This window comes from Bacteroidetes Order II. bacterium (assembly GCA_016788705.1).
Taxonomy (GTDB): domain Bacteria; phylum Bacteroidota; class Rhodothermia; order Rhodothermales; family UBA2364; genus UBA2364.
Genome location: JAEUSQ010000008.1, coordinates 65,664 through 78,586, shown reverse-complemented (window position 1 = coordinate 78,586; position 12,923 = coordinate 65,664). Strand labels below are relative to the sequence as shown.

Here is a 12,923-nt window from a genome sequence, read left to right as displayed (position 1 = left end):
CTTCGAGGATGTCGAAGTTCTTCTTGTCGCGCAGCAATCGCTTCGCCGCCCAATCAAAGCGGATATGTTTTTTGGGGTTGCTCATAGGGTTAATCGGCTAAAATGCCATCTATTTACTTAGCAAACTGTGCAATGTTTCCTTATACCTCTGTGCTGAGTGGCGCTTTTTATTTTCGGTTGCTTGCCCCAATGGATACCTTTTTACTGGCCCATCAAAGAGCAATTTAAGACAAGCATAAACGATTGGTGGCTTAAAACATTGGATGCTTTTCTGGATTGCCATAAACGAGTGGTCGCAAAAGCGGGGAACCGTCCCGAAACTTGGGGAAAATAACCCACGAAGCGCGAGCGGAACGGGATAAACCCGCGTGCATGGCTTATCTTAGCTTACCCAAGCGCACCTTGCTGGGCACATAAAACGAAAAGGTTTACCACATGATAGCATTGTCTTCCCCCAAGATGGTCATTACGGGCGCGGCGGGCTTTTTGGGCGGGCGGGCAGCGAAGCACTTTGCAGCCCAGTTCCCCGAATACACCGTCTTGGCCACTTCGCGGCGAAGCAGCCGCGCCGATGAACTCACCGCAGCGGGCTGTGTTTTTCAGGCGGGCGATCTGACCGATGCCCAATTTTGCGAGCAACTTACCCAACATGCAGAAATCGTGGTGCATTGTGCGGCGCTCTCGGCTCCGTTTGGGGCGTACGAGACGTTCCGCCAATCCAATATCGTGGCGACCGAAACGCTGCTCAAAGCCAGCCTGCAAAACGGGGTGAAACGTTTTATTTTCATTTCCACACCCAGCATTTACTTCGATTACACGGATCGTTTGGACATTCAGGAAAGCGATCCCTTACCGCCCCAAATGGTCAATGCGTATGCGGAGACCAAACGCAAGGCAGAAGAATTGGTTTTGGCCATGAACGGGCAAGGCATGGAGACGATTGCTTTGCGCCCCCGTGCCATTATTGGGGCCGAAGACACCGTGATTTTCCCCCGCGTTTTGGAAGCCTATCATAAAGGACGGCTGAAAATCATTGGCGACGGGGAAAATATTTGCGACCTCACCTGCGTCCGAAACGTCATCGAAGCCATCCATTGCTGCATCCGTGCGGCAGCCGATGCGTGTGGAGAAGCCTACAACATCACCGATGGCCAGCCCGTGAAGTTTTGGGAAGCCCTCAAATATGCCTTGGTCAAGCTCGACCTTCAGCCACCAACGCGCAAAATTCCGAAAGGCGTGGCGCTCTGGGCAGGCCGTTTATTGGAAAACATCGCCAAAACCTTTCATCCCCATAAAGAACCAAGCCTGACGCGCTACGGCGTGGGAATTCTGTTTGTAAACCTGACCTTAAACATCTCCAAAGCCCAAGAACGCCTCCGGTACCAGCCCGTGATGACGACGTTTGAAGGCATAGACGAATATGTAGCATGGCACAAAAAACAAGCCTAAGCCTCGAACTTTTTGCTTCGGGGTACTGCGTTGCCCATGCCGCCGTTGCCAATCCGAAGGAAGGACGGGGCAAGACCTCGTTTTATGCGGTTTGGGCGCTGCTTCACCTGCCCGATCTGGGCTATGTGATGTTTGATACCGGTTACAGCCCCGAATTTATACGCGCCACCGAATCGTTCCCAGCCCGCTTCTATCGGTGGATGACCCCCATGTTTCTGAAAGAAGGCGAAACGGCCGCACAGATTTTGGCCCAGAAAGGCATCGCCCCGGAAGCCATTCGCTACATAATCCTCTCGCATTTTCATGGCGATCATTTGGCGGGGCTAAAAGATTTTCCCGAAGCCCAGTTTTTATGCAGCGCCAATGCTTGGGCCGAGGTGCAGGCGCTTTCAGGCTTTAAAGCCGTCAAAAAAGGGATTCTGCATGGGTTATTGCCGCCCGATTTTGCAGATCGCGTCCAAACGATTGAAGCCTTTGCGGATGCAAGTTATACGAACGAAGCCGATTTGACGGTTTATACCCTTTTCCAGCAAACCGCCTTCCGCTTGGTGCGACTGGAAGGTCATGCGCGGGGGATGTTGGGCTTTATTTTTGAGCAGGACGACCAAAAAATCTTCTTTGGAACGGATGCGTCCTGGGCCTATGATACCTACCGCGCAGGAATTTTGCCGCGCCGTGTGGTGAAACTGTTCTTCGATTCTTGGGCGGATTTTGTGGAGACCCAGGCCAAAATTCGACGTTTTGAAGCCGCAAACCCCGAATTTCAAGTTCTGTTTACCCATTGCCCTCAAACTTTAACCCGAATCCGACATGGGCTTTAAACGCAAAGTCCTTTTTTATGGGCTGAAAAACGCCCTCATACCGCGTTTTAGGTCGCGGGCGGACTTGGCAGCTTATCAGCAACGAAAACTGCAAGCCTTTGCCCAAACGGTATTGCGGCGCTCGCCGTTTTATGCCCGATTTTTCAAAGGGGCGAATTTGGATTGGGAAGCCGTGCCACAGATTACCAAAACCGAGTTCATGGCGTACTTCGACGAAATCAATACCTGCCAAATTCGGAAAGAAGAAGCAATGGCGGTGGCGCTCGGTGCCGAAAAAAGCCGCAACTTCAAGACGGAATTAAACGGCATTACGATTGGGCTTTCGACGGGAACCAGTGGCAAGCGGGGCATTTTCTTGGTATCGGAAGATGAACGCGCCAAATGGGTGGCTCTGGTGATGAAGCGGGTCATCCAGCCCAAGCTTTTCCAAAAACAAAAAGTGGCGTTTTTTCTTCGTGCCAATAGCAACTTGTATGCTTCGGTGCAGTCTTCGCTTTTTGAATTTCGCTATTTCGACTTATTTAAGCCCTTGCCCGAACTGATTGCCGAGCTTGCCGCGTATCAACCCGATATTTTGGCTTCACAGCCGTCTTTATTGGTGGATCTTGCCCAAGCCCAGCACCAAAACCGCCTTTCAATTGCGCCCAAACAGGTCATTTCCTTTGCCGAAGTCCTACACGAAGCCGATAAACGCAGGATCGAAGCCACGTTTCGCGTTCCCATAACGGAAGTCTATCAATGCACCGAAGGGTTTTTAGGGGTCACTTGCCCGCATGGAACCATGCACCTGAACGAGGATTTTATTCATTTTGACCAAGAATGGATAGACGAAATCCATTTCTTCCCCATCGTCACGGACTTCTCGCGATCCAGCCAGCCTGTGGTGAAGTATAAACTAAATGATGTGCTGGAGGTCAAAAAAACGCCTTGTGCCTGTGGCGATCTGCGTTTGGCGATTGAGCGCATTGTAGGACGGGACGATGATGTGCTGATTTTGAAGGGCATTCGCGTTTATCCCGACTTGGTGGCGCGGCGCATTGCCCAAACCACCGACGATTTTTCCCAATACCGCATCGTACAAACCGCCGAAAACCAACTGACCTTGGGAATTGCCTGCGATGCCGCCGATTTCGAGGACTTAAAAGCCCGCTTTATGACCACCTTAGATGCGCTTTTTGCATCGTTTGGGATTGAGGGCGTGCAATATCACGTCGAAAATCGGGTGGAGCAGGAAGCGGGAACCAAAATGCGCAAAATTAAGCGAGTGCCGTATGAACCTTAAAATTGCTGCCATCGCAACCTATTTGCCCCAAAACAGGATCGCCTCCGTCACCTTAGACCATTTGGCGGATGGAACGCCTGGCCGCATTGAAAAAAACACAGGCGTGGCGTTTCGGCATCATGTTTCGGCAGAAGAAACCGTTTCCGAAATGGGCGCACGGGCCTTAAACTCGGCTTTAGCAGCAACCCATTTAGCCCCGCAAGACTTGGATTTGCTGATCTCAGCCAGCGGCGCGTTTGACTATCCCATTCCGCACAATTCCGTCCTCATCAAGGCGAAGCTCACCGATGACCGCGTGACCTTCCCATGCTTTGATGTGGATAGCACCTGCCTGAGCTTCTTAAATGCCTTAGATGTGGCACATTTATACCTACAATCGGGGCGCTATCGGCGGATTGCGGTGGTGACTTCAGAGATTGCCTCCAAAGCGCTCACGCCGAAAGACGAGAAAGTGTTTGGCTTATTTGGCGATGCCGCCGTCGCCGCGATTCTGGAAACGAGCGAAACGAGCGGCTATCAACCCGTTTATACCGCCTTTCAAAACTTTCCATCGGGTGCGATGCAAGCCCATGTCCCCTTGGGCGGCGCAGTGGATCGCGGACAGCAAGCCTCTGCTGATGACTTAGGTTATTTTTTTAAAATGGACGGCAAAAACCTCATTCGCCTGACCATCCAACACTTAGACGGTTTTGTGGCGCAAATAGAAACGGCGCTGCAACGTTCCCTCCACGACTTCGACCACATCGTCATTCATCAAACCAGTAAGTTTGGCAATACCTATTTCCTGCAACATTTTGGCGTGGCGGAAAGCAAGGTCGTGGAAACCCTGTCCCAATACGGCAACTGCATCGCCGCCTCGATCCCCTTGGGCTTGGCTACCTTGCTCCACAGCGACGTTAACCCCAATGGCAAGAAAATCCTGCTTTTAGGCAGCGGTGCGGGGCTTTCCTTAGGCGCAATCGCGCTGGATTTTGCGTGAGGGTTACGGCAAAACAACGCTTTGGGGTCGCTCCACGTCACATTAAAAGGTTGGCTAAGGGCAAACCCATTGGCGTTCGGAAAACCCGATGGCGTTTGGGTCATCGAACATAAAACCATTCAAAAACAACGCTTTCGGGAGCCGCTCCGCGATACGCCAAAGGTTGTTGGGGCAACCCTTTTCGCGTTACACTGAAAGATTGGCATTTGTTGCAGCCAATGGCCCTAAATGAACTTCCGCGTGAAAGGGATGTGTGGCCTTGTCGTAGCAAGGCTTTTCCGTATTTTAGGAGCCGCTTTTTAAGCACATCCTTTGGCTTTGATGTAATCTATTTTATAGGATATGAAACCAAGTTTTTTCTGTATTCTTTTCAGTTTGATGAGCCTTTGTGGGCTACAAGTTGCCGCACAAGGTTTCAATCAAACCAATGGACGAAACCATCCTGAATTGGCGTGGCAAGTTGCGGAAACCGAGCATTTCAAACTGCACTATCCTAAACATTTAGCAGGAATTGAGAACGAGGCGGCGGCGATTGCAGAGGAAACCTATCAGGTGCTGTCGGCGAATATGAAGGTGCAGTTCAAGCATAAAATCCCCATCTATTTTTCGGATGAAGACGAGATTATGAATGGGTTTGCCACGCCACTTTTGGGGAAATACAGTTGTATTTGGGTGAATATTAACGAGGCGGGGCAGTTTGCGACCGGCGAGGTGAAGTGGCTGCGCAAGGTTTTATCACATGAATTGGTGCATCTCTTTCATTATCAAGCCATTAGCGTTCCAAAGGTCAATTTTATTTGGACAAACTTATTTGGAACCCAAATGGAACGGCATTGGGCGGAAGGCTTGGCACAATATTACACCGAAAAATGGGATGCAGCGCGGGGCGACCGTTGGCTTCGGCGGGCGATTTTGGAAGGTCGTCCTAGTTATGAAGATGGGGACGCATTGGACAATGGGCGGGTTTTATATGCCGTTGGGAATGCGCAAGTTCGATATTTCGCGACCCAATACGGCGATAGCACCTTGGCAAAGTTATTGGCGTGGCGCAAAAAAACACCCTTGGGCTTTAAAGTTCACGACTTCCCCAAAGCCTTTAAAGCCACAACAGGCAAGCCTTATGCAAGGTTCAATGCTGATTGGCGGCGTTTTGCCAATATCATGTATAACACGATGGCGGCTTATCAAGAAAGCCCTGATTCTCTCGGTGGCAAAAAGCTAAAATTAGCCGGGCAGTTTATTTCTGATGTACAACCGAATCCTGCCGATACTTCGCAGGTCGCTTTGATTGGGCTGGCTTCTTTGAACGAACCGATTGAGCGCTTGCTTTTGCTTCGCCCCAAAAAAGCCCCCAAAATCTTGGCCGAAGGCTCCTTAAATGCGCCGTTTGCTTGGCGGCATTTTGGAAAAGAAATTGTGTTTTCGCGGAATGGGCGGGTGGCCAATGGCAGTTGGATCAACGATTTATTTATGGTACAGGTGGAATCGGGACGGGAAACACGCCTGACAACCAACCGCCGTGCCATTTCGCCCACATTTTCGCCCAAAGGAGACCAGTTGGCTTACATTGCGGCAGAAGGGCAAACCGCCAATGTTTGGATTCGGGAGATGGCGACCGGTAAAGAGCGCCGACTGACTTCCTTTACAGGGGATGTGCAGGGCATTCACTTGACTTGGCATCCGAGCGGACAGGTTTTGGCCTATGCTTATTTCGATGCCGAGGGCCGCCGTCCATTGGCGTTGATAGATGTCAGTACGGGCGAGCAGACCGAAATCTATGAAGGCAAAGAAGATTTTCGCTCCGTGATTTGGTCACCAGATGGCATCCGTTTGGCCTTGACTTCGCTGAAAGATGATGTCCCAAACGTGTTTATGATGGAGGTGGCAACACGAAAAATAGAACGGGTTACCCGCTTGGCAAATGGGGCTTCGGTGACAGCGTGGACTGGTAGTGAGTTGTATGCCATTGTGCAAAACAGCCGTTCCCAAGACGAAGCCTACCGTTTTCCCGCGACCAAAACCGCCCGCGAAATTAAGCCCCCCGTACCAAGCGCTTATACGGCCTGGAAAACCCATCGCCCCGCTTTGGATGTGGCCTGGGCAATTCCTGCCAATCCAACGCTGGTACAAAAGCGAAGTGCCTATAATAGCTTTTCCAATATTCGGCACATGTTTAGCTTCCTCTTGCCCGTCCCGCAATCGTTTAGCGGCATTACGGTCTTTAGCGAACCGCTGGGTAAACATCAGATTATTGGCGCTTTTGCCTTGAATTTATTAGACTTAAAGAACGAAGAGCCCTTCTTGTGGTTTTCGTATGCCAATAACCAGTTTCGCCCTTCGCTTATGTTTTCGGCGGTCAATGGCAACTTGAATTGGACGAATCAAGGCTATCGCGAAAATCGGACGGAGCTAAAACTGGATGCGACCTTCCCGATAGATCGCTGGTTTCGGCCTTTCCGTAGCACCACCTTTACGGCCTCCTTAGGGTTTACGGATCGTCGGCCTTATTTGACCGAAAGACGGGATAGTGACGACATGGAAGTGCCGATTGAAATCCCCCGTTTGGAGGGCCCTTTAGCAGGAAAAGAAGCCATTTTGGACTTGGTCTTTCGCTATCGTTTGCAAAAACCCCATACCCTAAACGCCATTTTTCCAAAAGTTGGGACGGGCGTACAGCTTCGGGCGAAAAATGTTTTAGGGGCGGGCGGAAATGCAAAAAATCACCTTCGCACAGATGCCCAAGCATATCACATTTTCCCGCTTCCGATGGGGCATGTGCTGGTGAATGGGCGGATGCAAGCGCAATGGGGGAAAAACTTGCCGCAAGATTATTTAGGGCTTTCGGATCGGTTTAATTGGGAAGTGGGATTGCCCATTGAAGATGCAGGTATGCCGCTGAGCCGCTTAGATATTGGAGATCGTGTTTGGGTACGCGGTTCTAATGCAAGCGCATTGGGAGATCGGGTAGCTTTTGGAAGTGCAGCACTTCGGTTGCCACCCTTGAACCTCCGAACCAGCTTCTTGGGTGGCGTACTGGGTTTAGGGGGTGTTTCTCCAACAGTGTTTATGGATGCGGGAGCGACATGGCGAAAAACTTCCTTTTCGGATCGGGTGGTGCAAGCCCGTACAGGCTGGGAGTTACAAGGACAGGTGATTGTATTCGGTTTGCCGATTGTAGCGGGTGGTGGTCAGTCGTGGAAGGCCCAAGACTGGAAGGCGGCTCCGCGTTGGTTCTGGCGTGTTCAAACCCTGGTGCCCTTTTAAAAAACAACCCTATACGCCCGAAACACCCGCCATAACCGTCATACGTGCAGACGAAAACCGAAAGACGCCCGATCTCGTAATATCTATTCTTCCCCTTCGCTTCTTCCCTTGCCTTTGGCAAAGTTGCGAAGGGTTGCTTTACCCTTCAAAGACGCTTTAAGACCATTCAGAAGGCCAAATAAACCATTGATGTGAAAAGCAATTCCTGATTAAAAATTGTTACACACACCCGATGCCAGAGATTGTATCTTAGGAAACACTAACTTGCAGGCCCGCCTTCCTCACCCATGCTGCAAAACCTTATACACGCCTTCCGTTTCGCAGCCAAACGAGAAGCTTCTGACCCTGATTTTGAGGCCGAACTGGCGCAATTGGTTCGGTTAGGTTTGTTTATTGCTGGTATTTTAGGATTTTTCGGAACCATCGCCAACCTTTTGGGATGGTATTCTGCCGGACTAAAACTGACGTTCTGGTATAATCTGGTAGATACAGCCAACTATGTCGCACTACCCGATAAAATATTGATTGTGGTGCTATGCGCCCTATCCATCTATCTCTCCCGTGTATTAACCCATCCGCAAAAGGGCCGTTTCCTTATGGGATTTATGGTCTTGACCATTTGTTTTTTTAGCATGTTGGATGACCTCATTCGGGGCGATTTAAGTGGAACTTCTGAATGGCTGGTGTTATTTTTGATCGTAGGGACAGGGGCTGTTCCTTTCCGGCCCAAGCAGGTTCTTTTTATATGTGTTGCGGTTATGTTCTTGTATTTTTGCCTGTTGCAATTGTACAACTTAAACGAAGTAGCATCAGCAAATAGTCGGGTTTTTATTACCGCAGACATTACCTACATGGCCATTGTCAGTGCCGTTTTTTTGGTAATTAACACCGTACTACATGATACCCGCTATCAACAGTTTAAGGCCCTAAAACAAGCCGAGGATCTGCGTAACAAATCGGAACACCAAGCGCAAGAACTTATTCAGTTGCAACACCAGAAGAGCCGTTTATTTGCCAATATCAGCCACGAATTCCAAACACCTCTCACCCTAATTTATGGCCCCATTCGAGATGCCCTGAACGCCAATCCAAACTTGCCTCAACCAGTAAAGGCCAACCTCGAATTGGCAGAACGGAGCAGTAATGAAATTCACCGACTTGTCCACGAATTGATCGAATTAGAAAAAATGGATGCGGGTGAACTGACTTTCTCCCCTACCGTTTTTGATTGGGTGGTATTTATCGAAGAAATTGTACACTTTTTTCAGCCCTTAGCGGTACAGAAAGAAATTTCCCTCTATTTTGATGACCATCATTCTTTATTGCCCATTTTCGCCGATAGATCCATGATGCAAAAAGTTGTGCAAAACTTGGTCTCCAATGCGATCAAGTTTTCACCCACTTCAGGGCAGGTTCGGCTTATGCTTGATCAAGAGATTAAGCCGGACGGCATTGTAGCCATATTAGAGGTTCAAGACCAAGGGGTGGGAATCCGCCAAGAAGACTTGGAGGTTATTTTTGACCGATATTATCAGGCCGAGCAAGAAAAACATCTGGGCGGCTTTGGGATTGGGCTTTCGTTTGCGCGTGAATTGGTTCAAAAACATGGCGGCAACCTGACAGTAGAGAGTACTTTTGGAAAAGGTAGCACCTTCCGCGTGTCCATCCCCATCCAAACAGCGCAGATTGTGGCTTCACCCAAGATTACCGAAATGCGCGAAACGCCCTTTATTTTGGAGGCGGTAACCGAAATAAAGACAGTGACTACTACAGCGCATCCACCCCTTCTTAAACAAGGAGACATACGGAATGCAACCATTTTGCTGGTGGATGACCAGCCAGAGCTTCGTGCCTACCTGCGGCGCATGCTCGAAACCGACTATCAGGTATTGGAAGCTGGGGATGGCGAGGAAGCAATCCTCGTCCTCAGACAGCATACCGCCGATTTGGTTATTAGCGACATCAATATGCCCAAAATGGATGGTTTTGGCCTCTTGAAAACCATTCGGACGCAGCCGGACTGGCTAAAGATTCCAGTTATTCTCCTGACCAACCGCTCAACGGAGGAAGATATGGGGGCGGGGTATACTCTGTTAGCGGATGAGTATTTGGCCAAGCCCTTTAATGGTGACATGCTGCTGCGCAGGGTGGAAAACCTGATTCATCTTCGTCGCTTATTGCTGGGTACGTCCGCACCACACCATGAAGCCACGGCAAACCGCTTCATGACTATTGAAGACCGGGAATGGCTAGAACGGCTCCGGAAACACATTTCGGAACAAATGGGTTCTTCATTGATGGGCGTGGAATGGCTGGCCGATATGATGGCCATGAGTTCACGGAATATGGGAAGGCGGGTAAAACAACTCACTGGATTAACAACCAACGGTTTGGTACGGTTGATGCAGATGGAGCGGGCAGCGGAACTATTGATCCAGACGTCAAAAAGTGTCGTGGAAATTGCTGGTTTGGTGGGCTACCAAGATGCCAAACATTTTTCAGCCGTTTTCTCTCAGGTATATGCGAAGTCTCCGTCGGAGTATCGGCGTAGCAATCGGCCTGCATGAGGAAAAGAATAAGCGCTCCAAGAAACTCTGGGGGCGCTTTAAAAATATTTATCAAAAAGCCACTTAGTTCGACTTGCCCGTCAGGCGTTCAAGCTCATCACGAAGCCGAGCTGCTTTCTCATACTCTTCGTCCTCTATGGCTTTTTGTAGTTCGGCCTGGATTCGTTCTATGTTGGATTTTGGCGAAGCGGGCTTCTCTTTTGGCTTGGAATCGGAAGAGCGCACCGGAACCGAAGGGCTTTCCCCTTCCTCGTCGGTAGGTATGCCTGCCTCTTCCAAAACCTTGACTTCTACGTATATAGGCACATCCACACGAACAGCCAAGGCAACCGCATCGCTGGGGCGAGCATCTAATTCTTGTTCTTCCCCCTCGAACTCATAACGAATTTTGGCATAGAACGTACCTTCCCGCAGTTCATCTATTACGATTTCCGAAACATTTGCACGGACAGAGCGGAAAACGTCGCGGAGGAGGTCGTGCGTCATAGGACGTGGTGGGTCTATTTTTTCCAGTTCTAAGGCAATCGCTTGTGCTTCGGATGCCCCAATAATGATCGGAAGGCGTCTTCTGTTTCCACCCATTTCACCCAAAACCAGTGCATAAGCTCCACCGCTTGAAGGGCTGGTGGATAAACCGATGATATCTACCTGAATTAAATCCATTGGACTCCAATTTTAAAAACCACTAAAGGTACAAAAAACCGGAGCAAGATTCACCGTTGTTCGCCCCTCAACACGATTTTAATGGCTTCCAAAAATCGGTCGTTTTCCTCCGGCGTTCCGGCATTCACCCGCAAAAAATCGTTTAGTTCCGCATACCCGCTCATGTTGCGTAGAAGAATGCCTTTTTCCGACATTGTATCCATGACTTTTTTGGCTGGCAGGCTGGTCTTAAAAAGCATAAAATTGGCTTTTGTTGGCAAAAGTTGGATGACCTCCGGCACTTCTTTCAGGGCTTGTTGCAGCCGTTGGGTTTCCGAAACGATTTCGCGTACTTTCTCGCGCATCCAGTCTACATGTTGCAATACCGTCACCCCAATACGCTCTGTCAGATGATCCACCATAAAGGGAATACGGTATTTAAGAATTTCACGTAGAACAGCTGGATGCCCCAAGAGGTAACCAATCCGGATACCTGCCAATGCAAACGATTTAGAAAAAGTGCGCAGGATCAGCAGGTTTGGGTACCGGGCCAAGGCTGTTTGCATTCCCCGGCCATCATCCACAAATTCTGCATAGGCTTCATCTATCAGAACAAAACCAGAAGAAAGATCCAATATCTCCAAAAGGTCTTCTTTCGAGACATGGGCGCCCGTAGGGTTGTTGGGTGCGCCGATAACCGTCAGTATAGGGTTGTTGGTGAGAATGGCCTCCCGAATGGCTGGGAGGTCGAAGCCGAAATCTGGCCGACAAGCCACCGAAATGATACGCCCTTCACAGAGGCGGACAATCTTCTCGTACAACGAAAACAAGGGGGTGGGTAAAACCACAGGTGCATCTTTGCCAATCAAAACCGAGCCAATGGAAAGCATCATCTCATTCGAGCCATTTGAGACCAGTACCTGATCCGGAGACAGTCCCACATAATCTGCAATGGCTTTTTGTAAAAGTACAGGCTGATCGTTCGGATAACGGTTCCAAGGGATGGTTAGAAACGAATCGAATAATTGGGTCTTGATCTCGGAGGGCCAATCATAAGGATTTTCGTTTTGATTTAATTTGGTGGCAATGTGTGCTTCTAATCCCACCAGATAGGCGTGTTCTGCTCGAATAGTGGGCCGGATCTGGTCTATAAGATGGGTTAAGGCTTCGGGTTGGGTAGTGGCTTCTGTCATGAGATCGTTGTGATTGACAATGGGTACTTGTGTAGTATAAAATGCAAACGCGAAGCCTGTATTACAAAGAATTCGGCGTTTAATTCATATAAGCATCAATAAATTTTATCAAACTAAAAAGACTTCGATCATTGTGAGGAAGATGCGGAATATTTCCAAATAAAAAAAGCCGGATAAAAAATTATCCGGCCTCAGTACTTTCATTGCGATAGCGCCTTATTGGTCGTCTTCCGGTAAAAACTTGTCGGAAAAGACATCGTCATCAAACCGGAATGGATCCGAAGACGGTTGGTCTGCATCCGAAAAAGTGACCGACTCTGGAAGCCCGCGCATATCGGCATCCGGCATTCTTTCCCGAATATGTTCTACCACTTCGTGGAAGGCACGGAAAAACTTACCAAAGTCCTCTTTATAGAGGAAAATTTTGTGCTTCTCGTACCGGTCTTCCGAAACACGCTTGCTCTCGGTAATGGTGATAAAGAAATCTTCGCCTGATCGGGTGGATTTCACATCAAAAAAATAGGTTCTTTTTCCGGCAGGTACGCGTTTGGAAAAAACTTCTTCCCGATCGCGGGAGCGCGGCCTGTCGTCGTAGCGGCGATCATAGGAATCGTCAGTATTGCGGTAACTCATCAATCTTCGCGGTTTACTCTTGGTGTTTGTCAAAAACAATGGTGGAACCGGGTAAGGGTTTCCGGTCGAGAAATTACAAAATAAAAAAGTTTT

At 49.3% G+C, this 12,923-nt stretch carries 9 protein-coding genes; 6 read left to right on the top strand and 3 right to left on the bottom strand.

The genetic code is table 11. The features are described 5' to 3' along the window. Positions 1-435: 435 nt before the first annotated feature. From JNN12_01685 to JNN12_01660, 6 genes are all read left to right on the top strand, one after another. The gene (locus JNN12_01685; protein MBL7977022.1) at positions 436-1,449 is read left to right on the top strand and encodes an NAD-dependent epimerase/dehydratase family protein; all 1,014 of its coding nucleotides are present in this window, start codon (positions 436-438) and stop codon (positions 1,447-1,449) included. Next, positions 1,428-2,270 (top strand): MBL fold metallo-hydrolase, encoded by an 843-nt coding sequence (locus JNN12_01680; GenBank protein ID MBL7977021.1) that lies wholly within the window; start codon positions 1,428-1,430, stop codon positions 2,268-2,270. Before JNN12_01685 ends, JNN12_01680 begins: the two co-directional genes overlap by 22 nt. Next, positions 2,260-3,552, top strand: a complete 1,293-nt coding sequence (locus JNN12_01675) for a hypothetical protein (GenBank protein MBL7977020.1) — start codon at positions 2,260-2,262, stop codon at positions 3,550-3,552. Before JNN12_01680 ends, JNN12_01675 begins: the two co-directional genes overlap by 11 nt. Further along, positions 3,542-4,531: a ketoacyl-ACP synthase III gene (locus tag JNN12_01670; GenBank protein ID MBL7977019.1), complete on the top strand. Its 990-nt coding sequence runs from the start codon at positions 3,542-3,544 to the stop codon at positions 4,529-4,531. The genes JNN12_01675 and JNN12_01670 overlap by 11 nt, the downstream gene beginning before the upstream one ends. Positions 4,532-4,873: 342 nt before the next feature. Then, on the top strand, positions 4,874-7,795 hold the full coding sequence (locus JNN12_01665; protein ID MBL7977018.1) for a DPP IV N-terminal domain-containing protein: 2,922 nt from the start codon (positions 4,874-4,876) through the stop codon (positions 7,793-7,795). A 287-nt stretch (positions 7,796-8,082) separates the two neighbouring features. Next, positions 8,083-10,362, top strand: a complete 2,280-nt coding sequence (locus JNN12_01660; protein MBL7977017.1) for a response regulator — start codon at positions 8,083-8,085, stop codon at positions 10,360-10,362. Positions 10,363-10,425: 63 nt separating this feature from the next. Here JNN12_01660 and JNN12_01655 read toward each other — a convergent pair whose 3' ends face one another. From JNN12_01655 to JNN12_01645, 3 genes are all read right to left on the bottom strand, one after another. Then, positions 10,426-11,025 carry a bifunctional nuclease family protein gene (locus JNN12_01655; protein MBL7977016.1) on the bottom strand — a complete coding sequence of 200 codons (600 nt, stop codon included), beginning with the start codon at positions 11,023-11,025 and terminating at the stop codon, positions 10,426-10,428. A 50-nt stretch (positions 11,026-11,075) separates the two neighbouring features. Next, entirely contained in the window at positions 11,076-12,197 is a 1,122-nt protein-coding gene (hisC, locus tag JNN12_01650; GenBank protein ID MBL7977015.1) for a histidinol-phosphate transaminase, read from the bottom strand. A 216-nt stretch (positions 12,198-12,413) separates the two neighbouring features. Continuing rightward, positions 12,414-12,830, bottom strand: a complete 417-nt coding sequence (locus tag JNN12_01645; protein ID MBL7977014.1) for a DUF3276 family protein — start codon at positions 12,828-12,830, stop codon at positions 12,414-12,416. Positions 12,831-12,923: the final 93 nt, after the last annotated feature.

Bases quoted from the DNA above. Each gene is read 5' to 3' on its own strand.
- JNN12_01685 (MBL7977022.1), top strand. From the start codon at position 436: ATGATAGCATTGTCTTCCCCCAAGATGGTCATTACGGGCGCGGCGGGC.
- JNN12_01680 (MBL7977021.1), top strand. From the start codon at position 1,428: ATGGCACAAAAAACAAGCCTAAGCCTCGAACTTTTTGCTTCGGGGTAC.
- JNN12_01675 (MBL7977020.1), top strand. From the start codon at position 2,260: ATGGGCTTTAAACGCAAAGTCCTTTTTTATGGGCTGAAAAACGCCCTC.
- JNN12_01670 (MBL7977019.1), top strand. From the start codon at position 3,542: ATGAACCTTAAAATTGCTGCCATCGCAACCTATTTGCCCCAAAACAGG.
- JNN12_01665 (MBL7977018.1), top strand. From the start codon at position 4,874: ATGAAACCAAGTTTTTTCTGTATTCTTTTCAGTTTGATGAGCCTTTGT.
- JNN12_01660 (MBL7977017.1), top strand. From the start codon at position 8,083: ATGCTGCAAAACCTTATACACGCCTTCCGTTTCGCAGCCAAACGAGAA.
- JNN12_01655 (MBL7977016.1), bottom strand. From the start codon at position 11,025: ATGGATTTAATTCAGGTAGATATCATCGGTTTATCCACCAGCCCTTCA.
- hisC (MBL7977015.1), bottom strand. From the start codon at position 12,197: ATGACAGAAGCCACTACCCAACCCGAAGCCTTAACCCATCTTATAGAC.
- JNN12_01645 (MBL7977014.1), bottom strand. From the start codon at position 12,830: ATGAGTTACCGCAATACTGACGATTCCTATGATCGCCGCTACGACGAC.